18 protein-coding genes are annotated in these 25573 nt (G+C 43.6%); 14 read left to right on the top strand and 4 right to left on the bottom strand.

Annotation, left to right across the window (positions count from 1 at the left end; translation table 11 throughout):
• Nucleotides 1-51: 51 nt before the first annotated feature.
• The 7 genes from MKY14_RS19110 (at nucleotide 52) to MKY14_RS19080 (ending at nucleotide 10046) form a co-directional block, all read left to right on the top strand.
• Entirely contained in the window at nucleotides 52-984 is a 933-nt protein-coding gene (locus MKY14_RS19110; protein ID WP_340977118.1) for a peptidase U32 family protein, read from the top strand.
• A gap of 99 nt (nucleotides 985-1083) precedes the next feature.
• The gene (locus tag MKY14_RS19105) at nucleotides 1084-2415 is read left to right on the top strand and encodes a peptidase U32 family protein (protein ID WP_076281108.1); all 1332 of its coding nucleotides are present in this window, start codon (nucleotides 1084-1086) and stop codon (nucleotides 2413-2415) included.
• Between the two features lie 319 nt (nucleotides 2416-2734).
• Nucleotides 2735-4921, top strand: coding sequence for a methyl-accepting chemotaxis protein (locus MKY14_RS19100; RefSeq protein ID WP_248547696.1), 2187 nt, complete (start codon nucleotides 2735-2737; stop codon nucleotides 4919-4921).
• Between the two features lie 169 nt (nucleotides 4922-5090).
• Nucleotides 5091-6971: a cache domain-containing sensor histidine kinase gene (locus MKY14_RS19095; protein ID WP_076308693.1), complete on the top strand. Its 1881-nt coding sequence runs from the start codon at nucleotides 5091-5093 to the stop codon at nucleotides 6969-6971.
• Nucleotides 6972-6993: 22 nt separating this feature from the next.
• Complete coding sequence (locus MKY14_RS19090; protein ID WP_326047056.1) at nucleotides 6994-8304, top strand: ABC transporter substrate-binding protein; 1311 nt, start codon at nucleotides 6994-6996, stop codon at nucleotides 8302-8304.
• Nucleotides 8305-8349: 45 nt separating this feature from the next.
• Entirely contained in the window at nucleotides 8350-9414 is a 1065-nt protein-coding gene (locus MKY14_RS19085; RefSeq protein WP_076126305.1) for a LacI family DNA-binding transcriptional regulator, read from the top strand.
• A 71-nt stretch (nucleotides 9415-9485) separates the two neighbouring features.
• A complete protein-coding gene (locus MKY14_RS19080) occupies nucleotides 9486-10046 on the top strand; it encodes a GNAT family N-acetyltransferase (RefSeq protein ID WP_340977117.1) in 561 nt (186 codons plus the stop codon).
• Nucleotides 10047-10108: 62 nt separating this feature from the next.
• On the opposite strand, the gene MKY14_RS19075 is transcribed toward MKY14_RS19080, so the two are convergent.
• The 4 genes from MKY14_RS19075 to MKY14_RS19060 all read right to left on the bottom strand — a co-directional run bounded on the left by MKY14_RS19075 (nucleotide 10109) and on the right by MKY14_RS19060 (nucleotide 14851).
• Entirely contained in the window at nucleotides 10109-11011 is a 903-nt protein-coding gene (locus MKY14_RS19075; protein ID WP_076126309.1) for a manganese catalase family protein, read from the bottom strand.
• A gap of 481 nt (nucleotides 11012-11492) precedes the next feature.
• Nucleotides 11493-12665: a glycoside hydrolase family 130 protein gene (locus MKY14_RS19070; protein ID WP_340977116.1), complete on the bottom strand. Its 1173-nt coding sequence runs from the start codon at nucleotides 12663-12665 to the stop codon at nucleotides 11493-11495.
• Nucleotides 12665-13879, bottom strand: a complete 1215-nt coding sequence (locus MKY14_RS19065; protein ID WP_076218142.1) for an AGE family epimerase/isomerase — start codon at nucleotides 13877-13879, stop codon at nucleotides 12665-12667. The genes MKY14_RS19070 and MKY14_RS19065 overlap by 1 nt, the downstream gene beginning before the upstream one ends.
• 21 nt (nucleotides 13880-13900) lie before the next feature.
• On the bottom strand, nucleotides 13901-14851 hold the full coding sequence (locus MKY14_RS19060; protein ID WP_340977114.1) for a glycoside hydrolase family 113: 951 nt from the start codon (nucleotides 14849-14851) through the stop codon (nucleotides 13901-13903).
• 296 nt (nucleotides 14852-15147) lie between these two features.
• Between MKY14_RS19060 and MKY14_RS19055 the strand changes: the two genes are divergently transcribed.
• From MKY14_RS19055 to MKY14_RS19025, 7 genes are all read left to right on the top strand, one after another.
• Nucleotides 15148-15927: a response regulator gene (locus MKY14_RS19055; protein ID WP_076126317.1), complete on the top strand. Its 780-nt coding sequence runs from the start codon at nucleotides 15148-15150 to the stop codon at nucleotides 15925-15927.
• A gap of 319 nt (nucleotides 15928-16246) precedes the next feature.
• Complete coding sequence (locus tag MKY14_RS19050; protein WP_076134055.1) at nucleotides 16247-17614, top strand: ABC transporter substrate-binding protein; 1368 nt, start codon at nucleotides 16247-16249, stop codon at nucleotides 17612-17614.
• Nucleotides 17615-17742: 128 nt separating this feature from the next.
• Nucleotides 17743-18624 carry a carbohydrate ABC transporter permease gene (locus MKY14_RS19045; RefSeq protein ID WP_036675555.1) on the top strand — a complete coding sequence of 294 codons (882 nt, stop codon included), beginning with the start codon at nucleotides 17743-17745 and terminating at the stop codon, nucleotides 18622-18624.
• Between the two features lie 3 nt (nucleotides 18625-18627).
• Nucleotides 18628-19461 carry a carbohydrate ABC transporter permease gene (locus MKY14_RS19040; RefSeq protein WP_076126321.1) on the top strand — a complete coding sequence of 278 codons (834 nt, stop codon included), beginning with the start codon at nucleotides 18628-18630 and terminating at the stop codon, nucleotides 19459-19461.
• Nucleotides 19462-19537: 76 nt separating this feature from the next.
• Nucleotides 19538-20569 (top strand): glycoside hydrolase family 130 protein, encoded by a 1032-nt coding sequence (locus MKY14_RS19035; RefSeq protein ID WP_339190200.1) that lies wholly within the window; start codon nucleotides 19538-19540, stop codon nucleotides 20567-20569.
• Between the two features lie 1801 nt (nucleotides 20570-22370).
• The gene (locus MKY14_RS19030) at nucleotides 22371-23333 is read left to right on the top strand and encodes an acetylxylan esterase (protein ID WP_143761917.1); all 963 of its coding nucleotides are present in this window, start codon (nucleotides 22371-22373) and stop codon (nucleotides 23331-23333) included.
• Between the two features lie 47 nt (nucleotides 23334-23380).
• Entirely contained in the window at nucleotides 23381-25453 is a 2073-nt protein-coding gene (locus tag MKY14_RS19025; protein ID WP_340977112.1) for a methyl-accepting chemotaxis protein, read from the top strand.
• The last annotated feature ends 120 nt before the right edge of the window (nucleotides 25454-25573 follow it).

The following is a 25573-nucleotide window of genomic DNA, read 5'->3' as shown; positions in this document are numbered from 1 at the left end:
TAAAATGAAGAGTGGTGCGGTTGAAATAACTGTACAAGTAGGAGGTACAACATGACTAACAAACCGGAATTGCTGGTGACGGCAGCGTCCTTGGAGGAAGCTGCTGCTCTGCTGGATGCCGGAGCAGATGCGTTGCTCATTGGGGATGACCGTTTCGGGATGCGGCTTGCTGGACATTTCTCTCTGGAGGATACAGCGACTGTCGTAGAAATGGCACATTCGCGAGGCTGCAAAGTGTATGCAAGCTTGGGTGGGCTGATGTCCAACCGTTTGCTGGATGAGCTTCCTGCCTATGTGAAGGCTTTAGGTGAGCTTGGCATTGATGGTGTTGAATTCGGGGATCCAGCAGTGTTAACTACAGTGAAGAAAGAAGCGCCAGCAATGAAGCTGCACTGGAATGCGGAAATGACTTCCACCAACTATGCGACCGCGAATTATTGGGGACGCAAGGGGGCTTCTCGCGTTGTGCTGGCCCGTGAGCTGAATATGGATGAAATGACGGAAATGGTTCCGCTTTTGGAGATTGAGGCACAGGTGCAGGTTCATGGAATGACCAATATATACCATTCAAAGCGGAAGCTTGTTGAAAGCTATATGTCACATCAAGGCCGTCCTAGTTATGGAGGAAGTCTCGGGAAGGAACGCGGACTATTTCTGATTGAGGAAGAACGAGATGACCAGAAATTCCCGATTTATGAAGACGAGAACGGCACTCATATTATGAGCTCGGATGATATTTGTATTTTGGAGGATCTGCATATTCTGATGGCTGCAGGTATACACAGCCTTAAGATTGAGGGACTCTTGAAATCGATAGCGTATAATGTAACGGTTGTGAAGACTTATCGTAAAGCTATAGATCTTTATGCGGCTGATCCGGAAGGTTATGCCTTCGATGAGGAATGGATGGATGTAATCAGAACGGTGCAGGACCCTGAACGGGAGTTAAGCTTCGGATTTTTCTATAAAGAGCAAGTATATTAAGTTTGATAAAAATAAAGAGGTTATAGGTCCCCACGAAGATTAGGTACAGCATTTATAGCATGTGACTTAGCTTTGTGGGCGATGGAGGGGAGAACAGGAATGGGAACCATGACAAAGCCGCAATATAAGGGCAAACGTTACCGTCTGGACAAACCGGAGCTCCTCGCTCCGGCTGGTAATTTGGAAAAATTGAAGTTCGCAGTACACTATGGTGCGGATGCTGTTTATATCGGAGGACAACAATACGGCTTGCGTTCCGGCGCAGATAATTTCAGCTTCGAGGAAATGCGCGAAGGTGTTGAATTCGCCAAGAAATATGGCGCTAAGGTATTTGTTGCAACAAACATTTATGCTCACAATGAAGATGTCGCGGGAATTGAAGAATACCTGCGTAACTTATATGAAGCTGGCATTGCTGCTATTATCGTAGCTGATCCAATCATTGTAGATACAGCACGCCGGTTAGTGCCTGGTCTTGAAGTGCATTTGAGTACACAGCAGTCTACGTTGAACTGGCAAGCGGTGTCCTTCTGGAAGGAAGAGGGGCTTCCGCGTGTTGTTTTGGGCCGTGAGACAAGCCTGGAAGAGATCGCTGAGATTAAAAAACATGTCGACATTGAAATCGAAAGCTTCATCCATGGTGCAATGTGTTCCTCGTATTCGGGTCGTTGTGTATTGTCCAACCATTTCACCGACCGTGATTCCAATCGCGGGGGCTGTTGCCAGTCTTGCCGCTGGAAATATGATTTGTTTGAGGATGCACGTCCGGAAGGGACTTGGGTGTCTGAGGAAGAGCAGGCTGAAGTGAAATCTCCAGCTCCTTTGCTTCCAGGGGTAACTCAGATTCCACTGCATCAGCAAGGAGATAATCCCTTCTCCATGGGCTCTAAGGATTTGTGTATGCTGGAAAGTATACCTGAACTGATTGAAGTGGGCATCGACAGCTTCAAGATCGAAGGACGAATGAAGTCAATCCACTATGTGGCTACTGTCGTTAATGCATATCGTAAAGCCATTGATGCTTATATGGCAGATCCGGAAGGGTATGAATTGAAGCAGGAATGGCTGGATGAGCTTAATAAAGCCGCTAACCGTCCGCTAAACACAGGATTCTTCTATGATACTCCGGATCATGAAGATCATATCTATGAGCCTGAAGAAAAAGCAGCTCCGTATGATTTTGCCGGACTTGTAATTGAATATGATGCTGAAAGTGGTACGGCACTAGTTCAACAGCGCAATCACTTTAAGCCAGGTCAGGAAGTAGAATTCTTTGGACCTAACGATACGTTCTTCAAGCAAACGGTTGGCGAAATATGGGATGAGAAAGGCAATTCGCTTGATGCTGCCCGTCATCCACTGCAACCTATTCGTATGAAGGTAGATCAACCGGTTGCATACTTTGATATGATGCGTAAGAAGAAGTTCTAATAAAAAACAGGGAAGCCTTTGGTCATCCAAGAGCCTCCCTGTTTTTCTTTTTGACAAAGCAAACAATAAGTTATATATATTAGGGATTAACAAATATCTCCAAGAGAGGAGGTGCAGCAAGCTATTTATTATGTTTAAACATACATAGGTTAAAAGTTGTAAAAAAAGTCTCGTAAAGCTAAGGAAAAAGACCTAATACGCCGATATATATATTGGTTAACGCTTTCATGCGTATTCTAATATTAGCGGGTAGGTGATCAAGATGGGGGATCCTGATCAAGATAGTATTAGTGAAAAGCATAATGAGAGAAGGTTTAGCATGAATAAAAAGAATAAGAAATCGGCGATCACAGGAAACAAGGAAACAAGCAAGATTGAAGGGGCAGTTAAGACGCCTAAGTTTAATTTGAAGAATGGGATAGATTTGCGGGGACAGATCAAAAGAGTTAATCCTATGGAATCTGTTGGCGTGAAGATATTCCTGATATTTTTGTGTGCAATTGTAATTGTGGTAATGGCACTTGGACTGCTATCTTATTCAAAAGCCAAGAAGACAATTAAGAACAACGTATCGGAAGCCTACCGTCAGACTATTATTCAGACCTCAGAGAAGTTAGATATTACTTTGAAACAGTACGAGAACTTGGCTTTACAGCTTTATTTTGATGCGCAGATGCAAGAAGATTTGAAGTCTTTAGTGACTGCACAATCTTCCTATGAGAAATTTGAAGCTACAAGCGCAGTAAGTAAAAAGTTGTCCAGTCAGATTACAACGGATTCTAATATTCTTAGTGTTTCTTTGATCCCGGAGTCGCCTGATCAAGACATTGTTACAAGTGGCAGTGGCGGCATTAAGTTAGATAACATAAGAGAACAAGAATGGTATAAGAAGATTGTCGACAACACTGCATCTTATGAATCCTACTATTCTAAAGGTGATGGTGATGCAGCCAAGAACATATGGTTCTCGACAGCTGTTCAAGGTGATGGAGACAAAAATATTGCTATGGCAAGATCTCTCAAAACCCTGGGCTCAGGTACAGGATACATAGTCATCCTTGTGTTGAAGAATACATTGCTGGAGGAATCATTCGCAAGTGTACAGCTGGGAGATGGCTCTCGAATTCAACTTGTCACTCCTGATGGAACCGTAGTAGCTTCTTCGGATTCAAAAGACGATGGTAAACCTTCAGAGTTCGCTTTTATTCAGGCAAGTAAAAAGGATAACAAAAGCTTGGATGAGAAGGATACAAACGGGAAAGAAATCCTTGCTGTCTTTAATCCAATGATCCGGGCGGATTGGAAGTTGGCAGGGGTAGTCCCAACAGATGAGCTAGTAAAAGAAGCACGTCCGATTCTGTTGACTACTTTTATTGCGGCTGCTGGTGCGGCTCTGCTAGCCATAGTAATCGGGATCTGGATGGTGCGTATGATTGCTCGCCCTCTAGCACGCTTGAAGGATCTTATGGTACAAGGTGCAGGTGGTGATCTAAGTGTACGTACAGAATATGTTTCTAAAGATGAAATTGGCCAGCTATCAGCTTCCTTTAACGTGATGATGGAGCGTATTACTGAGCTTGTATCGCAAACGACAGAAACCGCTCGGGATGTGCTGGAGACCGCTGGTGAGCTTGGTGAAGCCTCACGGAAGACAGCTATTTCTGCGAAGGAAATCGCAGCCGCTACGGAAGAAATTGCCGGTGGGGCAGGCAGTCTGGCGCTTGAAGCTGAACGAGGTAATGAGCTAACAGATGTGATTGCTACGCAAATGCAGACTGTAATATATGCCAACACTGAGATGGATGAAGCAGCACGTGGGGTTGGTGAAGCTAGTGCTCAAGGCGCTAAGCAATTAACTGACCTGCTGGATCAGACTAGCCGCACTGGAGAAAAAACAAGTGCACTTGTCGAACGTGTCAACCACCTGAAGGAGACAGTATTCTCCGTAATTAAGGTGTTGGATGTGATGAAGAGTATCACGCAACAGACGAATATCTTATCGTTAAATGCAACAATAGAAGCCGCTCGTGCAGGAGAAGCTGGTAAGGGCTTCATGGTAGTTGCGGGTGAAGTGCGGCAGCTTGCTGACCAATCGAAACAATCTATTGCCCTTGTTGCTGGAATTACGGATAAGATCATGGCGGAAATGAACGAAACGGAAGCTGTATTATCCGAAGTAGCACCACTGTTTAAAGAACAAGTAAGCTCCGTGAAGAGTACAAGTGATATCTTCCTGTCCGTAAAAGGACAGATGGATGAATTCATAACAAGCCTGGAATCGGTGACGACAGCGATCAGCAGTCTGAATCATTCGCAAGGTGTGTTGTCAGAGGCTATGGGGAACGTTAGCGCCGTAGCTGAGCAATCTTCAGCAACTTCCCAAGAAGTAGCTTCACTCAGTAATGAACAGCAAAATGTAAGTGATCAACTCGTTTCATTATCTGGCAAGCTGGAAAGTGCTTCAGGTCAATTGAAGGACAAGCTGTCATTATTCACTATAAAATGAGTGGATTCATCACTAATTTCTAAATTGTTTACCTAACAAAACCGCTTCTTCAACATGAAGAGGCGGTTTGTTGTTGTGTAATGAAGAACTACACCGTATAATAACTTTGTTAGGTATTTGTTATAATTTAATAACAAGTTAGGTAAAAAGTATTAAGGAGAAGGACCAAATGAAAGGTAGACGCATCTCTGGCTGGTGGTCCGTTATCGGGGACATGAGCATGGAACGCAAGCTGCTCCTCGTCTTTTTAATTATCATTACCCTCCCGCTATCCTTCATCAGTGTATTTACCTTCAAGAGCTACTCAGAATCTATTCAGGGGAACACCATTGCTTATTCTGAGAAATTAATCGATCAAATGATGGATGGAGTAGACGATTATATCGAAGATATGAAGCGTATTTCATCTATGCCCGCCTATGTGAATGATATCAAACAGAATTTAATACGTTCGAACAACTACCATGAGCAGAAAAAGATTATGGGAGGCGCAACTGGGAGTGCTGCTTTGTCGCCCGGTGATTTTGATCTTCTGTTGTCCATTCAACGGGGGATAGAGGGCAACATTTCGTTTATTAACAATATTAAGCGAGGTGCGAACTCGGTTTATATTTTTGACGCTTACGGAAATGGTTATTATTCTGCGAAGGATGGTGGCGTACGACTCGATCTCGAGCAAAGCTATAAATACTGGAGCCAGCAGACTAAGGATTCCAGCGGAGAAGCATTATTGTTCGGTACTCAAGCGTATACAAGTAATCTGCAGAGCACCCGATATGCTTTTACCGTTGTTCGCAAAATCGTGGATGGCTTGTTAAATCCAATCGGGCTGATTGCGGTTGAAGCGAATATTAGCAATTTGGAGAATCAAGTTAAGGAACTGGATAAAGTCACCCATGGGAAGTCGTTGATTGTGGATGAGAAGGGAATGGTCATCTACGACAGCGACAAGAAGCTGCTGGCCACAGATATTTCTGATTCAGACTTGTTCAAAAGAGTTGGAGGCATTTCTGGAAGCTTTTATGATACAGTCAACGGAAAAGAGCGGTTGAATATTTACTCTGGCTCTACCAAAACCAATTGGAAGGTAATTATCTCTATTCCTGTTGATGTACTGATGCGTGATGTGAAGCTGACCCGTAATACAACACTTGCTGCTACATTAAGTATCATAGTACTGGCGTTAATTATTTCGATTATTCTTTCCGTTGCCCTTACTAAATCGCTGACTCAAATGATTCAATTGATGAAAAAAGTTCAGGGCGGCGATCTGGATGTGATGTTCAGAGTTAAACGGCGTGACGAAATTGGTCTGCTGGGGCATCAATTTAATCGTATGTTAGCCCGAATCAGGCAGCTAATTCAGGATATTTACCGCATAGAAGAACAGAAAAAGGAAGCAGAGCTTCATGCGCTGCAGAGTCAAATCAATCCTCATTTTATCTATAACACACTGGAGTCCATCCGAATGACCGCCGAGCTGAATGATGATGTCGAAGCTGCGGATATGATCTCTATTCTGGGCAAACTGCTACGGTACAGTACAAGTGATCTGAGTGGCAATACGACATTGAAGCAAGAGCTTGGGTATGTGCGTAATTACGTCGAGCTGCTGAACTATCGTTATCCTAACCGTTTTTTACTGGATATCGATGTGCCGAAGTCGTTAGATAATTACTCTATTATCAAGCTGGTCTTCCAGCCTATCATTGAGAATGCAGCTTACCATGGCTTAGATGATAATAAGCCGCAAATGCATTTAAGCATCCGCTGCGAGATTACAGAGCAAATGCTGTTGTTTCATATTAAAGACGACGGGATCGGAATGGATGAGAAGACTTTGGAGAAATTGAATGATGGGCTGCAGAACGAAAGCCCTCCTAAGAAAAGCATTAACGGGGGGATAGGCATGAAAAATGTACAGCAGCGAGTGCGTCTTCATTATGGAGCGGCATTTGGGATCCAGGTATATAGTGAGCTTGGACGAGGGACCGATGTTATTTTGTCGCTGCCATTACTGGAGCAGGAATTAATTAGCTTACCTGAGTAACGAAATAAGAGGGGGCTGTCCGTTGAAGGGGTTGAAATTAGAATGGACTATGCGGACCATACTGTTACTTCTCTTAGTGTTATTGAGTAGTAGCTGTGCCAATAACAATAAGCAGACGGAATCCACTCCGCCTCCAGTTGGAGACGAGGTGAAGTCTGACTTGTCCGGCACCATAGTCATGATGACCAATCGAATAGATCTGATAGAGAACGGAACTTTTCAAGGATACGCGGACCAATTTAAACAGAGATACCCCGAAGCCAATGTGGAATTTGAAGGCTTGTCCAATTATGCAACGGATATTCTGGTACGGCTATCCACGAAAGATGCTGGTGATGTACTGTTGCTTCCGGTGAATCTTCCGTCAAAGGAGCTGGATTATTTTTTCGAACCGCTGGATGAAGAAACCGCCGCTAGTGAGCGTTTCACCTCTTTTGCTACGTATAACGGGAAACGTTATGGGCTGTCCACGGGGACTACTACGGTTGGGATTGTCTATAATAAAAAGGCATTCGAAAAAGCAGGAATAGCTACTGTTCCTAAGACGCTGGATGAATTCTACGAAGCTTGTGCGAAATTAAAACAAGCGGGTATTATCCCCCTATATATGAATTATGGAGCCGTCTGGCCTTTACGTGAATGGGGAAACAGTCTGGTTAACTATATGACAGGTAATCCAGAGTATCTAAATAATATGGTAAATGAGGATAGCCCGTGGCAGCTTGATAATGAGTGGGGGAAATCAATTTCCATTGCTCGAACCTTAATTGGTAAAGGCTATGTTGAAGATGAACTATTCTCGAACAATTGGGAGATATCGAAGACTAAGCTAGCTAAAGGTCAAGCAGGGATGTATTTACTGGGAAATTGGACGATTGGACAAGTCCTTGATGTGGGGGCTGCCCCGGATGATATTGGATTCTTCCCGTTTCCGTATGATAATAGCAGTGCTCATTATGCGCCGATCAATCCAGATTGGTTCATGGGGGTTAGTAAATATACCAAGAACAAAGAGCTTGCTATGGCGTGGTTGAATTTTTTTGTGAAGGAGACTTCCTATCGAGATGATTGGGGATTCCTTCCGGCAGATGGAAGCTTGAATCCCTCTATGTCGCAGTACCGTGAGTTTTTATCTTATAAGCCTAAGCTACTCGATGCTACTGTACAAAGTGATGCGTTCATCGAGCTGGCGAATAGAGCCAAAATGTCCTTTTGGTCCGGGGATTATATTCAGGAGTTACTGGCTGCGCCTGATTTACAAAAGGCTTTTGACGAATTAAATGCAAAATGGAAGGAAGCGCGGGCAGGAGCGCCACAAACTTCTCAGCCTTAAAGTTAGTACTACATAAATTTGATGACATTCTCTGGAGGGTTATATATGGCTAAAAAGGTCACCATGCAAAAAATCGCTGATCATCTCGGCGTATCCAAATTCGTTGTCTCCAAGTCACTTTCGGGTAAGGGCGGCGTTAATGAGACGACAAGAGAACGAGTGATTCAAGCGGCATCGCAGCTGGGTTATTTTACGCAGAAAAATGCTTTTGTCCAAGGCATAAAACGCACCCCCCCGGTAGGTGGCGGGGATCGGAATAAGCAATCCGTGCTGGTGTTAATGCCGAATATTCGTTCTCAGACGCAGGATTCCTTGTATTGGGGAAAAATTGTGGATGGTATTGCGATTGCGCTGGATCAGGAAGGGCTTGGGATGGTCATTATCTCCGAGAACCGTGCGGATAATTTCGTTAATATTTTGAATCCCAATGGAATCCTTGGTTTGATAGGTGTGGGCCAAATCTCTACTTCCTTGCTGCTTGAGGTACACCGTATTGGTTTGCCGATGGTGTTGATTGACCATGAAGATCCGCTAATTCCAAGTGATACCGTGTTTGCGAATAATGTGGATTCTATGGCTCGACTTACGAATCATTTGATGGGCACAGGCCATACCCAAATGCATTTTATCGGCAATATTGGATTCTCACGCAGTTTCCGCGACCGGTGGATTGGCTTCCGGAGTGCGCTGGAGGAGAGCGGAATAAGACTGCCTTTGGAAGATGATGCGAATCTTTTTCTGGAAGGGGTGGAGGAAGACTTATTTCAGGAGGATTTTAAAAACTGGGTGAATAAGCGTAAAAAAGCCAAAACACTCCCGACAGCCTTGGTTTGCGCTAACGACTCCACAGCCCTTTCGGTCAGTGACATCCTCAAGGAAGAAGGGTTTAATATTCCGGAGGATATCTCGGTTACTGGCTTTGATAATATTGAGGATGCCTTAAGAGGCGTTCCACCGCTTACAACTGTTCATGTTCCTAAAGAAGCGATGGGCCGAGCCGCAGTGGAGAAACTTCTGAGCCGTATTCATAATCCTTCTGCACCGCTTGAGAAAATCCTTATCGCAGCGGACATTGTTCATCGTGATTCCGTGGATAAGCCGCGAGACTAGAACCTTGTTGATTTAAAAAGTATATAAAAGCCATGGAATCTAGTTTTGCTTGAGTAAGGGGGAATTTAGTTATGACAGAACCAGTTGCCATCCCAAAGATTGATGGCGAACAGATTCAACTACGTGGTGTGCAAGCATCCGATCTGGAGGCTTATTATAATTTTTTGCTTGATGTTGAGATGGGGCAATTAACAGGATCGCAAGGAGATTTCTCTCGTGAGCAAACGGCAGCTTGGATTCGTAAGATTAGTGTTCCAGCCGAGGATCGTGTAGATCTTATGATTATAGTAAAGGACACGGGTGAGCTCATTGGAGAAGTGGTACTAAATGAAATAGATCCGGACAATTGTAGTGCAAATATCCGGATCGGCATTTGTGGGCATGAACATCGGGGTAAGGGTTACGGGACTGAAGCTATGACTCAAATGCTACGATATGGCTTTGAAACTATGAAGCTGCATCGCATCCATCTCGGTGTATATACTTTTAACCCCAGAGCCGTTCATGTCTATGAGAAGCTTGGTTTTCAACGCGACGGTGTGGAGCGGGATGCTCTTTATGTAAACGGAGAGTTTCATAACATGATTCTGATGTCCATGCTTGAGGATGAGTTCCGCAGTTTGTACAATTAAAAAAAGTGAATCTAGGGTAAGGAAGATTGTAAGTAACTTCCTCACCAGATTCACTATGAATATTAGTCTGTAATGTTTCCAGCCATTTTGAGGCGTTTGGCAATTTCTTTAAAGTCTTCGGGGGAGATTCCGGGAGCGAATTCCTCTTCGACTGCCGGAGCAACGGGGATCGGAAAGCCTTTAGGGGATCCTTGAATAACTTCAAGCGGAAGATTATCCTCTGGGTGGGTTCCCTTCCAAATCTGATCGATGGCGCCGAAGTCACTTTCACTCCAGGTGTATAGCTTGGTATGCACGCCTTTTTCTTCATATTTTTTTGCTTCGCTGAATGATTTATTATTTAACGAAGGAATCGGCACGAGCTTAGTTACATTAACACCTGTTGCCACTTCGATGGCTTTGGCATAAGCGACCACGTGGACACCACCACGGACTAAAAGGAATCCGACTACAGCGCGTGCAGCTGGATGGTCTGTCATTTCGTAGACCTTCATTTTATGTGTTCTGGCTCCGCATTCGAGGAAGAAGTTATGTAGCAGATCTTCCACTAGGTTGCCGCTATTAAAGACGTTTGCTCCGGTCCACGGGTTCCCCGTTGAATCAAAAGGCATAGCCCCTTGTGCACCAGCCAGAAAGTGATAGGATAGACGCGCATCTTTTGCGGACCCTAGAGGGGTGGAATCGGGCTCTTTATAACTTGTTGACCCTCGAAGACATTTGTTGATGGCATGCGAAACCAGCTCGACATGGCCAAGCTCTTCCGCTGTTATGCTCATCACCAAATCATAAAAAGGCTTCAGCTTGTCTTTTGAACGGAAATTAAAGGATTGAAAGAGGTAATTGTTAAGGGTCGACATTTCTCCGAACTTTCCGCCAAGTAATTCCTGAACAGCGGCAGCAGCATTGGGATCGGGCTTCTCAACTTCAGGAATCTCAATCATGATTTCATCCATACGTTTGAACATTAATATCTCAGCCTCCTTGGAGTTAGGGGTTACTGACCTATTTTGAGCTTAATCTATAGGAATTACTCATGAATGGGCTGAAAAGTATGGATGTGCGTCATGTAAAAGGCTTTTTGTGTCGAAAAGGCAAACGGCAAATACTATCAAATACGCAATCAAATACGCATAGTAACCCGCTAACGGACACAGCAGACCCTATATGCAGTATTATCCGATATTTATAATGCTAACGGACTCCAGCGCAGCTATCGGCCTAGAAAACGCCCCAAATGGGACTCTTTTCAGCGAATAATGCCCCTGGAGTCCGAAAACTTACTTTGAAGGCTAAATACATGCGAATAGCGTCATCTGAGTCCTTAAGTTACTCTGGATGATTGATATTCGCTTGAAGCAAACAGTGAATGATCAAAACGCAGAGCAGCGATCCTCCTAATATAGGAGAATCGCTGCTCTGTTGATTTTTAGGGTTTATGAACTTTTTTTACAATGCTAAATTACGATCAATAAGAGCAATACGTTGCTGTACACAAGCATAAGAGCGAAGGGGATCCTCTGGAGTGTTCAGCACATAATCTAACATTTGGTCAACGGTAGTTGTAGCCACATGGATACGAGTGTCGGAGGAGGCGTAGTAAATATAGATTTCACCGTTATCAAGTGCAATCACGCCATTACAGAACACGACATTGGAGACATCGCCGACACGTTCTTCACCGTCTGGTGCGATGAAATGACCACCAGGTGAATGAGTAACTTTGTTTGGCTCATCCAGGTCAGACAAGAAAGCATATAGCACGTATCGGAGTCCAGCAGCTGTGTTGCGTACACCATGAGCAATATGCAGCCAACCTTTTGCAGTTTTGATTGGAGCTGGACCTTGGCCATTTTTAACTTCTTTGATGGTATGGTAGTAGCGTTCGTCCATGATAGTCTCGCTGGTAATTACGGCATCTTCAATTGTATCCGAGAGTCCCCAGCCAATACCGCCACCGGAACCTGCATCGATAAAGCCATCTTGTGGGCGAGTGTAGAAAGCGTATTTTCCATCTACAAATTCAGGGTGGAGCACGACATTACGCTGCTGAGCAGAGCCTGTTTTGAGATCCGCCAGACGTTCCCAGGTCTTCAGATCTTTGGTGCGAACAATACCACACTGTGCTACTGCGCTAGAAAGGTCACCCTGTGGGGCTTCTGGATCTTTGCGTTCTGTACAGAAGAGGCCGTAGATCCAGCCATCTTCATGGCTTACGAGGCGCATGTCGTAGACGTTGATATCAGGAACTTCTGTCTCCGGCAGCACAACTGGATGATCCCAGAAGCGGAAGCCGTCTACGCCATTGTCGCTTTCTGCTACAGCGAAAAAAGATTTTCGGTCATTGCCTTCAACGCGAGCAACAAGATAGAATTTGCCATTCAGTGCAATAGCACCCGGGTTGAAGACGCCGTTGACGCCAATTCTTTCGGCAAAATAAGGGTTGGTATCTGGGTTAAAATCATAACGCCAGATTAAAGGCGCATGCTCAGCAGTTAGCAGTGGATGAGCATATCGGTCATAAATACCGTTTCCATAAGGAAGCTTTTCGTTCTTGCGAGCGATCAGGGCTTCATAACGTCCTGTTAATTGTTGTTTGCGTTCTTGGAATAATGATGACATTAGACAGTCTCCTTTATAGTTGATTTCAGTCGTGCGATCATTTCGAAGCAGGCTCTGCTGTTATGATAAGGACATTTCCAGGCGCTAACCTTTGATCCGTGAGGCAGGGGCTGAAGGTTCTCGTCCACGCCCCAGTACCATTCACCCAGCTTGTGATCCACCATGTATTTATCGATAAAAGTCCAGGAGGCTTGGGCAGCCTCATTAAATTTGCTGTTACCAGTCAGCTGATAAGCATTATAGAATCCAACAACCGCCTCAGCTTGCGGCCACCAATCTTTATCTTTGCTCAGCAGCCCGCTTGGGTCAGCTTCATTCCATATCCCTCCATCGCTATCAATACCTTCCGCAAGAACGGCTTCTGCCATGGAGACAGCGACTGTTCGCACACGCTGCAGCAGCTGCTCTTCTCCAAGGGTTTCAGCAGCTTCCACCAGCAGCCAGCTTCCTTCGATGTCATGTCCGTAGGAGATAATATCTGATTTCACATTCCATGCCTCATCTAAGAAAAGATGAAAATGCTGGCCTTCCTGATCAATGATATGATCCAGCATCGTTTCGATTAGCTCAGTTAGCGTGCTCTTTAGTTCCTCCGACTTCCATACTCGATAGAGACCGGTATACGCTTCCAGAACATGCAGATGGGTATTCATAGATTTTTTTTCATTCATATCTTTGCTGCTGAGACTGAGGTTATCAGTGATTTGCCATTCCCGTGATAAAGCTTCGACATAACCTTTATAAATAGAATCATAGCCGTATTTTTCAACTAGCTGGAATAATTGAATCGCATCCTCTAAGACTTCTGGACGTCCGGTCGCATGGTAGAATTCAGCCAGTGCGTAGATAGCAAAGGATTGGCCATAGATCTGCTTTTTCTCTTGAGAAGGTCTGCCCTCAGCATCCACCATCCAGTATAATCCGCCATACTCTTTATCAATGAAGTGTTCCATCAGGTAGGTATAAGCACGTTCTGCCATCGCCAGATATTCCGGTTTACCGTAGATCCGGTAAGCGCTCGCAAAGGACCAAAGAATCCGGGCATTAAGCACAAGGCTTTTCTCTGCGTTAGGAGTAATGTTCAGCTGATTGTCGATTTCACCTATAAAACCGCCGTTCACTTCGTCCTTCGTCTGTTTCATCCAAAAACTAAGAATATTATCCTGCAGTTCATCCTCAAGTTGGGTCAACCATAATTCTGGTGAATTAATCATTGTAATCAGTCACTCCTCACATTATTTGGTGATTTTTGAGGTGAAATATTCGTTGATGATCCCAGCGGCTTGCTTACCGTACATACAGTAATCATCATTCTGTGCTGCTTCTTCAATTGGATAAAGATGAGTAGGCCAATCCCAGAGCATAAAGCCCTGAACCCAATCTCTGTGCTCACAGCCTTGAAACATTGCCTGATAGAATTTACTTTGTTCTTCTTGACTTGGTTCGCCCTTTAAAGTCCAATCATTGGGAATCGCAGCGCTCCCGCTCCGGCTTGGGCAACCTGCTTCCATGAAAAAGAACGGCTTATTCTGTGAGCGCACCACTTGCTCAATCCGGTCCAGCTGAGCCTCCCAATCACTAGCTGGATAATACCCACTTGAAGAAATCACATCGAGCGCATCCCACCAGGTTACGTTATCCTCCTGATACTTATCGCAATTATAAGTAAGAATACCTGAGTAGACCTTCCGCACCTCGGCAATAAGCGAACGCCATTCGGTTTCGCGTCTATCCGTCTGTACAAGCTCACAGCCAATACAGAACATTTCACAGCCTGTTTCCTCAGCGATAGCGGCATAGTGCAGAATAAATTTAGTATAAGAGCTGAACCACTCAGACCATTTAGGCTCGCAAGGGACATCCTTATCAAAAAAGTTAATATGGGCACGCCAAGTTCCGTCAGCACAATTAACAATCGGCTTCAGGCATACTTTTAGCTGCAGTGACTTCGCTTTGCTGATAGCCCATTTCACTTCTTCGTCGCTAACGGTTGGAGCCTCCCAGTAGGGAATTTCCGTAGAATGAGCGGTAGCTTGAAGCGCGCTGAGCGCAATGGCCGTCCAGTTCGCTCCGGTGACAGAGGACATTAATTCCAGCGAACACTCAGCTTCTTCTGTTGTCCATGAACCACGTCTACCCGAGAAACCCCAGGTTACGCCTGCAATGTATTCGTTGTTTAACATCATCGAGAATCCTCACTTTACACACAAAAATAGAAAAATTAGCAATCTTCATTTTGTTAGATAGTTATTATTGTTTTGTTAGTTTATAATAACAACTTAATTTAGTTATATACTTTTTCGCAGATGATTTCAAGGACAATTTGTAGTTGAAGCTGGGAAATTTGAATAACTTTAGTTATAGTAAATATAAGACTATAAAAGGGCGCAATCGTACATTGACGTAATACATGGGGAGATACTATTCGTGATGATAGCGCAATCATAATAACTGGCGGATACAACTGGAGGGAATTACTCAAATGATAAATGTTATGATTGCGGACGACGAGGAAGTCATTCGCAGGGGGCTCGAAAAAATCACATCCAGAATGGAAATAGACGTACATGTAATTGGATCTTACGGCAACGGGTTGGAAGCCTGGGAACATTTAGAAAAGTTATCCCGGGAGGATATAGATCTGCTTATTACAGATATCAAAATGCCTAGAATGGATGGTTTTAAGCTGATTGAACAGGCTAGAGACCATATGGAGGATATCCCTATTGCTGTCCTTAGCGGTTTTAGTGAATTTGAATATGCCCGTCGAGCGATCCGTCATGGGGTGATGGATTATTTGCTTAAACCGATTGATAAGACTCAGCTATATGAACTGCTTAAGAGAGTAGAGGATGTAAAGAAAAAGACCGTGACGGAGCATGAGGAGATTTTCTCACAAGCTGCGGATGGGGGAGAACATTATGTAGTTGAGCAGACAAAAAGTATTCTGGAGAGAGAGTATGATCAGAACTTCGAGCTTGAACGCCTAGCGGAGATGGTGGGCATGAATGCGAGTTATCTCAGCCGTTTGTTTAAATTAAAGACGGGGCAGACGATCACAGACTATCTGATTCGGATTAGAATTTCTAAAGCAAAGGAACTGTTAATGGAGCATCCTGACCTGAAAAATTATGAAATTGCCGAGAAGGTGGGTTATAGCGATCCGGTATATTTTAATAAATTGTTCAAGAAAATGTGTGGTATGACACCTAAGGATTATAAAAGCGGCTGTAAATTCCCGAAAATTGAACGTGAGTTTTAGGCATATATAGGAAGTTATTTATTAGGAGGGCGAAAAGCTCTCTTTTTTTGTGGATATTTTTATAAATTAGATAACAAAATTGTTATAAGTAAAACAAAAATAACAAATACAAGACCAGAAAAAGCAATTGAAACCATCGTTTTGCGTCGAAAATAGATTTATAATGGGTTTGTAAGCGATATCATCACTTGTTTTCAAGAGTAATTCAGATAATCCGGTATTAATGGCTACTCTTTCAAGTTATGAGTGATGATAAAAGTTATTATTTTTGTTATTTACCTAAAACTAGAGTTGAATTGAAGAGAGGGGTCGTAACAGCATGAAAAAAGGCAAAACAATGATGGGCTTGATGGCACTAACACTTGTGGCGGGATTGTTTAGCGGTTGTTCCTCAAACAACAACACTAACAATGAAGCTGCTAAAAACACAGGAAACAATGGTTCTTCAGCAGAGGCAACTGCTCCAGCTGATGGTACAGCAGCCAAGGATATCAAAGGGGATATCACAGTCATAACGCAAAGAACAGATATTGTTGATACCGTATTCAAAGAGTATGCGGCTAAATTTAATGAGAAATATCCTGATGTAAAGGTAAACTTTGAAGCGCTCGCTACTTACGAAGATCAAATTAAAATTCGTATGAGCACTAGTGATTATGGCGACGTTCTTTTGTTACCTACTAGCATAGCTGTAAAAGATATTCCTGATTTCTTCGAACCCCTTGGCAAGCTTGAAGAAATGAGCAAACAATACACAGGGTTGGAAGAACGTGCAGTAGACGGAGTTGCCTATGGTATTCCGATGACCATCAACTTTAACGGGATTATCTATAACAAACAAGTCTTCAAAGATGCCGGAATTACAGAGGTTCCCAAAACCCCTGAACAATTCTTGACTGCTCTGCAGACTATTAAAGACAAAACACAAGCTGTTCCTCTTTACACAAATTACGCAGCAGGCTGGACATTGACACAATGGGAAGCGGATCTGGCTACAGTAGCTGGTGACCGTGATTATGTGAACATTGCTCAAGTGGCTAGCGACGACAACTATGTAGCGGGTCAACCACACTATGAATTGTACAAAATTCTGTACGATGCAGCACAAAAAGGTTTGATTGAAGAAGATCCAACTACAACAGACTGGGAATCTTCCAAAGCTGATCTGGCCAACGGAAAAATTGGGACTATGGTGCTTGGATCTTGGGCAATTGGGCAAATCAAAGGCCTGGCTACAAATCCAGACGATGTTGGATTTATGCCTTTCCCAACCAATGCGGATAAAATCCTTGTGCCGCTTGCTGGGGACTACAATCTGGGTGTCAGCGTGCACAGTAAAAACAAAGAAGCTGCTAGAGCTTGGGTGGATTGGTTCATCAACGAATCTAACTATCCTACAACTGAAGGCGGCGGTATGAGCCCGGCTATCGGTGCAGAGCTTCCAGAAATCCTGAAACAATATGAAGGTACAGATGTAACCTTTGATACTCTTGCTCCTGCTAAAGCTGGCGAAGAAGGCTGGTCTGATGAAATCGACAAACAAGCTGAGATCGGTGCTTGGCAGCCAGACTTCAAGAAACGGATTATTGAAGCAGCGATTGGCAACAGAAAAGAATCCTATGATGACATCATGAAAGACCTGAACGACAAGTGGAAAGCCGCTCGCGCTAAAGTCACAGCACAGTAACAACTATAAGCTTCTTAGATGCTATAGGCGGTAGTGAATGTGGGAGGGGATATGCTAACAAGCATTTCCCCCTTCACATTTAAACGAGTCTTAAATAAATGAGGATGCTTTTTCTGGAGGTGTATCGGGTGTTTAAGTTTTCAAATTTGAGCTATAAAAATCAAAGAATCGCTATCATCATCTTATTCTCATTAGTGCCGATATTGTTGCTGCTCACATTCGCTTATTATCCAGTCATCAGTATGTTTCGGTACAGCTTCACCAGTTGGAATGGATTGAGCAAAAATATGGAATATGTCGGTTTAGAAAACTACAAGACCATTTTTACGAAACCTGAGTATTTTTCTGTGTTTAAGGTCAGTTTGTATTATTTCTTTACCACCTTTATTCAGATGGCACTTGCCTTGTATTTTGCAACCATCTTGAGCTTTAGTGTTCGCATGAAAAACTTGTTTAAAGGGATTTTGTTCTTCCCGACCTTGCTAAACGGTGTAGCAATCGGTTTTATCTTCCTGTTCTTTTTCAAACCAGATGGAACGTTAGATACGATTCTCAATCTGATTGGGCTTGGCAGTCTGCAGCAGAAGTGGCTTCTAAATCCTAATTTGATTAACTTCTCGCTCGCAGGTGCGTCACTGTGGAGATACATGGGAATGAACTTCCTGATTTTCCTCGGAGCTATTTCTTCTATTGGTAAGGATATCTATGAGGCCGCTGAAATTGACGGTGCAAACAGATGGCATCAGTTTATGCATATTATTTTGCCAAGCATTAAACGTATTCTGCAATTGAACTTGATTCTTGCGGTTAGTGGCGCCATTGGGGTATTCGAAATTCCATACGTCATGACAGGCGGATCTAACGGAAGTAGTACATTCGTAATTCAGACGGTCGATGTAGCTTTCAAATACAGCAAGGTTGGTTTGGCATCGGCGATGGCCGTGGTATTGCTGGGTATTGTTATCATCGTTACTATTTTGCAGCGCGTTCTGATCAAGGAGGAGAAATAAACTATGCATTCTGTAAAATATACCACTGCTAGTATATTCAAATATCTCACCTTGATTTTGGGAGCACTTGTAGCTTTGATACCTATCGTGGTCGTGTTTTTCGCTTCATTAAAAACCGGAGCCGAATATGCTTCTACCGGACCGTTAACGCTGCCAGAGAATTGGTTGAATTTCTCCAACTACACTAAGGCTTTTGTAGACGGAAAAATGCTGCTCGGTTTTAAAAATACTGTCATTATCGTTGTGATTTCTATTGCGGGTGCTACGTTGACGGGTTCGATGATGGCTTATATTTTATCGCGCTTCAAATTTAAAGGCAGTAAGATCCTAATTAGTATGTTCCTGATTGCCACCCTGATTCCAGGTGTAACTACACAAGTAGCTACTTTCCAAATCATCAATCACTTGGGATTATTTAATACCAGATGGGCACCAATCGTTATGTACTTGGGCACGGATATTATCGCTGTTTATATCTTCATGCAGTTTTTGGACTCGATCTCCGAGTCACTGGATGAATCCGCGATGCTGGACGGAGCTTCGTATTGGACAATTTATTGGAGAATTATTTTGCCACTGTTGAAGCCGGCGATTGTAACTGTAGTGATCGTGAAGGGTGTTAATATTTATAACGATTTTTACACCCCTTTCCTTTATATGCCGAAAACAGATCTGCAAACGATCTCCACAGCACTCTTTAAGTTTAAAGGTCCATATGGATCGCAGTGGGAAGTAATATGTGCGGCGATTATGATCGCAATTATACCGACATTGGTTGTGTTTACCGCCTTGCAAAAATATATCTACAATGGTTTTTCACAAGGTTCTGTAAAGTGAGCTCGACAGTAAATTTAATAACAGTACTAGATAAAATAGCATACTGAAAAGTTGCATACATTTGGAGGGAAAACTAATGAGTGAAGTAAAATTGGTTGGAGCAAGTGCAATTAACATCCCGAACATGCCTTGGCAAGAAAAGCCTGCTGGCTACGAAAATCCGATTTGGAGACATAATGATAACCCGGTTATCAAAAGAAATCCTGCAAAAGGTGTAGCCCGTATTTTCAATAGTGCGGTTGCTGCGTATGAAGGCAGTTTTATTGGTGTATTTCGTGTAGAAGATAACACTACTCGTCCGCATCTGCGTATGGGACATAGTGTGGATGGTTTGGATTGGAAAATCGATGATGAGCCGATCCGATTTATAGATGAAGAAGGTAATGCTTATCAGCCGCGTTATGCTTACGATCCGCGTCTGGTGAAGGTTGAAGATACATTTTATATTATCTGGTGTACAGATTTCTACGGAGCAGCTATTGGGGTAGCAAAAACACAAGATTTCAAAACATTTATCAGCTTGGAAAACCCATTCCTGCCATTCAACCGGAACGGTGTACTGTTCCCTAGAAAAATCAACAACAACTTCGTGATGTTGTCCCGTCCAAGTGACAGTGGCCATACGCCATTTGGTGATGTATTCCTTAGTGAAAGCCCTGACTTCGTATATTGGGGAAAACACCGCCATGTAATGACCAAGGGTGGTCAAGGCTGGTGGCAAAGTGTCAAAATTGGTGGCGGACCAGCGCCGATTGAAACTACTGAAGGCTGGTTGATGTTCTACCATGGCGTAACTGGAACGTGCAATGGTCTTGTGTATAGTATGGGAGCGGTTATTTTGGACATCAATGAGCCCTCGAAAGTAAAATATCGCTCGAAGAACTTTGTATTAACGCCAGAAGAATGGTACGAGGAAAGAGGTTTTGTGAATAACGTACTGTTCCCATGTGCTACTCTGCATGATGCAGAAACCGGCCGTATCGCCATCTATTATGGCGCGGCTGATACTTATGTAGGCGTTGCTTATACAACGGTTGATGAAATCGTCAACTATGTCATCGAAACCCATGAAGAGGTTGGCGATGATGCAGGTTTAGGCAAAATCTAATTGGACTTAATAACCTATATTTTCAGTGAGCTTGCTAGAGTTCCGGAGAATTGCGTAGCGTAGAGTTCGCAAGAAGTGTGTTGGGTTTGGTGTGTTGAATGTTGTTGGGTGTGCTCAGTGCGGAGTTTGCCTTGTGCGACCTCCGTGTTCTGTTGCAGAATGTACAACAGAACGACACATTATCGCCTGTAATAGATAAGTAGCAGGCGAGGGGGAAATTCGGCTCTGTTGGCGATTCTGATCACTCTGTTGTTTAGTCACTCTGTTGTTTAGTCACTCTGTGGCTTGGTCACTCTATGGCTCTGACGTAAATAGTTGCACTATGTGCACTTAAACTAACATTTCTTTGTTTACTAGGCGATATAATTGCACTTCGTGCAACTATATCAGCGAAGTAACCACCAAAAGCTCCTTTTACCGTTTTTTAGTTGTACAAAGTGCAACTAAGATTAGAAACAAATATATTTCAGCTGTAATAGCTGCACAAAGTGCAACTATCCAGTCGCAAACTGTTACTGTGCCGATTATAAAGAAGTTAATAGGCAAAATGGAAATGTGGGTGTTGTGAAGGCAATAAGAAGGTAGTAGGTACGTGGAATGTGATTAGTTGTGGAGGTAATAAGAAGGTAGTAGGTACGTGGAATGTGATTAGTTGTGAAGGCAATAAGAAGATAGCGGATAAGTGGAATGTGAGTGGTTGTAGAGGTAATAAGAAGGTAGTAGGTACGTGGAATATGATTAGTTGTGGAGGTAATAGGCAAGCAGCGAGTGAGTGGTGAATGTGGCTCTGTTGGCGCTTCTGCTACTCTGTTGCTTAGTTACTCTATGGCTTGGTTACTCTATGGCTCTGACGTAAATAGTTGCACTATGTGCACTTAAACTAACTATACCTAAGGTGCTAAGCGATATAATTGCACTTCGTGCAACTATATCAGCGAAGTAACCACCAAAAGCTCCTTTTACCGTTTTTTAGTTGTACAAAGTGCAACTAAAAGGGAAAAAACACATATTCAGCTATAATAGCTGCACAAAGTACAACTATCCAGCCAGAAGCTGTTACTGTGCCGATTATAAAGAAGTTAATAGGCAAGATGGAAAATGTGGGTGTTGTGACGGCAATAGGAAGGTAGCGTGCAAGTGGAATGTGAGTGGTTGTGGAGGTAATAAGAAGGTAGTAGGTACGTGGAATGTGATTAGTTGTGAAGGCAATAAGAAGGTAGCGGATAAGTGGAATGTGAGTGGTTGTAGAGGTAATAAGAAGGTAGTAGGTACGTGGAATATGATTAGTTGTGGAGGTAATAGGCAAACAGCGAGTGAGTGGTGAATGTGGCTCTGTTGGCGTTTCTGCTACTCTGTTGCTTAGTTACTCTATGGCTCAGACGTAAATAGTTGCACTCTGTGCACTTAAACTAACTATACCTAAGGTGCTAAGCGATATAATTGCACTTCGTGCAACTATATCAGCGAAGTAACCACCAAAAGCTCCTTTTACCGTTTTTTAGTTGTACAAAGTGCAACTAGGAGGGAAAACACACATATTCAACTGTAATAGCTGCACAAAGTGCAACTATCCAGCCTCGGAGCTGCAATTAAACTATTCAGTCGCAGAAAACCCAACTATCCGATCTCACTATCCCATCTCACTATCCCATCGCAACTACCCCATCGTAGATATCCATACATCAACGGAAAACCCATATTGGGTTTTCCGTTTCTATCTAGCATAGTAACTGTAACGAACTTCGCGGTTACGAACAGCAAGCGAACAATTTCGTTACATAACTTAAGGAGGAATAATATTTTGGGAAGCGACATGAATTTGTCACAGTTAAAGGAATATAACGGAAGTAGTCCAAAACCGGATGATTTCGAGCAGTTTTGGGAGAGGGCATTGCGTGATCTGGATGCACAGCCGCTGGATTATGAACTGGAACCAGCGGAGTTTGTCAGTGAACTTGCGGAATGTTTTCATTTGTATTTTACCGGAGTTGGCGGTGCAAGAATCCATTGCAAATATGTAAGACCGAAGAACAGCGTACATAAAAAAGGTCCCGGTGTAGTGATGTTCCATGGATACTCTTGTGACAGCGGGGATTGGATGGAGAAGGTGGCATATGCTGCTCACGGGATTAGCGTCCTGGCGATGGATTGTCGCGGCCAGGGTGGCCTCTCCGAAGATAACCTTACCGTAAAAGGGACTACGATACGCGGACATATCATTCGAGGGATGGATGATCCTAATCCTGATAACCTTTATTATCGCAATGTGTTTTTGGATACGGCACAGACTGCCCGAGTTCTGATGTCTATGGATGAAGTTGATCCTGAACGTGTAGGTGCCTTTGGACTATCTCAAGGTGGAGCGCTGACTGTGGCTTGTGCAGCATTAGAGCCTCGCATAAAAATAGCCCTGCCTGTATATCCCTTCCTTTCAGATTATAAACGTGCTTGGGAGCTGGATATTACCACCTCAGCTTATGAGGAGATCAACTATTATTTCCGTTTTTTTGATCCCCATCATTTGCGTGAGGATGAGATTTTTAATAGGCTCGGTTATATCGATATTCAGAATCTTGCCGAAAGAATACAGGCTAAAGTACTGTGGGTTACCGGGTTATCCGATACGATTTGTCCACCTTCAACTCAATTTGCCGCATACAATAAAATACTAGCGTCCAAAGAGCTTATGGTTTATTATGAGTACGGTCATGAGTATTTACCATATCTTGCCGATCGGGCGTTGGAATTGTTCATGACCTTGTAAGAGATAAGCCAGCAGGCATAACTGAAGACAACGGTGGTGAACAATTGATGAAGTCGCAAGTAAAAAAAGAAAAGGCGCATTTCCAGCTGCACCCTGCCAAATCGATTGGGGTGCGGCTTTTTCTCATCTTCTTCATCTCAACAATGGTACTCGTTCTCTCACTTGGCTACATTTCCTATTCCGTAGCTGAGCAAACGATCGAGAATAACGCGCTGTCAGCCAATCAACAGACAGTCGTCCAAGCTGCAGAGAAGTTTGATGTTGAATTATTGCGTTATGAGGATGGCCTAGGAAGAATTCTTTACAACAGTGAGATTCAGGATGCACTCAAACAAGGGAATAATCCCACTACAAGTAATGAGGAGCGTAATTTGCAGTCCAACCAGATTAGCGCCGAGCTAAATGCCTGGCTGACCGCATCAAAGGGGGTAGAAGCTGTATACCTCATCCCGATGAATCAGGAAGTCCCTACTTCGTCAGCGGGATCAAAAGACAGCGCTTTTATCAAAGAATTCAGAGAGTCCTCATGGTTCAAGCAGCTTGAGGAGCAACCACAAACATTGTGGATTCCCCGAACAGAACAGGGGCAAGCCGGAAATACTTCGGGTATGTTTCATTTGGCACAATCGATAGCTGGGGATACACAAAGCCCGGGATACATAATTATCTGTGATATTAGAATTAGTGAATTAGAAAATCAGCTTCGTAAAGTTGATCTCGGACCCAGCTCTTACATGCAATTGCTGACGGATAAGGATGAATTGATCGCATCGTCCCAGCAAGTGGGAACAGATACTTATCTCAGTCTGGGAGGGACTCTTCTTCATGGTTTGGAGCATGAGGCTGGATCATTGCCAACGAAGGATGAGAAAGGAAAATCCATTCTGGCTGTGTACGGGACGATGGAAAGCTCCAGCTGGAGATTGCTTGGTGTTGTTCCGGCTGAGAATCTTACGAAAGACGCACTTCGTATTCTAAAAACTACATATATTATTGTTGCGGTGGCTGCTATTGTCGCCATTCTAATTGGTTACTGGATGTACAGAATGGTATCTAAGCCCTTGACCCGACTTAAGGATCTAATGTCTCAAGGGGCAGATGGAAATCTTGGAGTACGTACGGATATTACCTCACGAGATGAAATTGGTCAGTTATCGGGTTCCTTTAATAGGATGATGGAACGGATCACAGAACTGGTAATCCATACTAATGAAACCGCGAGGAAGGTAATGGAAACTGCCGATGAACTTAGTAGAGTATCGCGTAAGACAGCGATGGCAGCCAAAGAGATTGCCGCAGCAACAGAAGAAATTGCCGGAGGTTCAGGCAGCCTAGCTTTGGAGGCGGACCAGGGTAACGAGCTTACGGGGCAAATTTCGGTGCAAATGAACAAAGTGAACTCAGCTACGCATGAGATGGATCATACCGCACATAGTATCGGCGTGCTTAGTGAAGAAGGTTTTAATGAGTTAAAAGAGCTGCTTGGCAAGACCAATAAGACGGGCGATATGACGAATAAGCTTGTGCTGAAAGTGAATGAGCTGCAAGACACCACATCATCAGTGATGAAGGTGCTTGATGTTATGCAGAATATTACACAGCAGACGAATATTTTGTCTCTAAATGCAACGATAGAAGCGGCAAGGGCAGGGGAGTCCGGCCGTGGATTTATGGTAGTGGCCGATGAAATACGCCAGCTTGCAGATCAGTCCAAAGAATCCATTGCTGTGGTGGCTAATATAACTGACACCATTATGAAGGATATGAACGAGACCGTAGGTGTTCTCTCGGAAGTAGCCCCTCTTTTTAATCAGCAGGTGACTTCAGTGGAGAGCACTAGCGATATCTTCGTATCTGTACAGGATCAGATGCGTCATTTTATTACACGCTTGGAATCTGTTGCTTTATCGATGGATAGCTTGAGCCAATCCCAGAAGGTGCTGTCAAATTCGATGGGCAATATCAGCTCCATTGCAGAAGAATCATCAGCAGCTTCTCAAGAAGTGGCTTCGCTTAGCGGGGAGCAACAAAGTGTGAGTGATCATTTAGTGGAGCTGTCTGAGCAGCTTGAGCATGCGTCCCGGCAGTTGCAAGAAAAACTGTCCAAGTTTAATTTGTAACTTTGCATAACCTAAGTAAATATTTTTAACTACAAAGACCAGTCTCCAATTATTTGGGACTGGTCTTTGTGCTATTCAAAAGGCTATAAATTAGCTAACTAAGCATGAGTGTAAATAATC

This window comes from Paenibacillus sp. FSL R5-0887 (assembly GCF_038002305.1).
Taxonomy (GTDB): domain Bacteria; phylum Bacillota; class Bacilli; order Paenibacillales; family Paenibacillaceae; genus Paenibacillus_AQ; species Paenibacillus_AQ odorifer.
This window is presented reverse-complemented; position numbering and strand designations above follow the sequence as displayed.

Excerpts from the sequence above, each read along its gene's own strand:
- MKY14_RS19110 (WP_340977118.1), top strand. The coding sequence starts at position 52 with ATGACTAACAAACCGGAATTGCTGGTGACGGCAGCGTCCTTGGAGGAA.
- MKY14_RS19105 (WP_076281108.1), top strand. The coding sequence starts at position 1,084 with ATGGGAACCATGACAAAGCCGCAATATAAGGGCAAACGTTACCGTCTG.
- MKY14_RS19100 (WP_248547696.1), top strand. The coding sequence starts at position 2,735 with ATGAATAAAAAGAATAAGAAATCGGCGATCACAGGAAACAAGGAAACA.
- MKY14_RS19095 (WP_076308693.1), top strand. The coding sequence starts at position 5,091 with ATGAAAGGTAGACGCATCTCTGGCTGGTGGTCCGTTATCGGGGACATG.
- MKY14_RS19085 (WP_076126305.1), top strand. The coding sequence starts at position 8,350 with ATGGCTAAAAAGGTCACCATGCAAAAAATCGCTGATCATCTCGGCGTA.
- MKY14_RS19080 (WP_340977117.1), top strand. The coding sequence starts at position 9,486 with ATGACAGAACCAGTTGCCATCCCAAAGATTGATGGCGAACAGATTCAA.
- MKY14_RS19075 (WP_076126309.1), bottom strand. The coding sequence starts at position 11,011 with ATGTTCAAACGTATGGATGAAATCATGATTGAGATTCCTGAAGTTGAG.
- MKY14_RS19070 (WP_340977116.1), bottom strand. The coding sequence starts at position 12,665 with ATGTCATCATTATTCCAAGAACGCAAACAACAATTAACAGGACGTTAT.
- MKY14_RS19065 (WP_076218142.1), bottom strand. The coding sequence starts at position 13,879 with ATGATTAATTCACCAGAATTATGGTTGACCCAACTTGAGGATGAACTG.
- MKY14_RS19060 (WP_340977114.1), bottom strand. The coding sequence starts at position 14,851 with ATGATGTTAAACAACGAATACATTGCAGGCGTAACCTGGGGTTTCTCG.
- MKY14_RS19055 (WP_076126317.1), top strand. The coding sequence starts at position 15,148 with ATGATAAATGTTATGATTGCGGACGACGAGGAAGTCATTCGCAGGGGG.
- MKY14_RS19050 (WP_076134055.1), top strand. The coding sequence starts at position 16,247 with ATGAAAAAAGGCAAAACAATGATGGGCTTGATGGCACTAACACTTGTG.
- MKY14_RS19040 (WP_076126321.1), top strand. The coding sequence starts at position 18,628 with ATGCATTCTGTAAAATATACCACTGCTAGTATATTCAAATATCTCACC.
- MKY14_RS19035 (WP_339190200.1), top strand. The coding sequence starts at position 19,538 with ATGAGTGAAGTAAAATTGGTTGGAGCAAGTGCAATTAACATCCCGAAC.
- MKY14_RS19025 (WP_340977112.1), top strand. The coding sequence starts at position 23,381 with ATGAAGTCGCAAGTAAAAAAAGAAAAGGCGCATTTCCAGCTGCACCCT.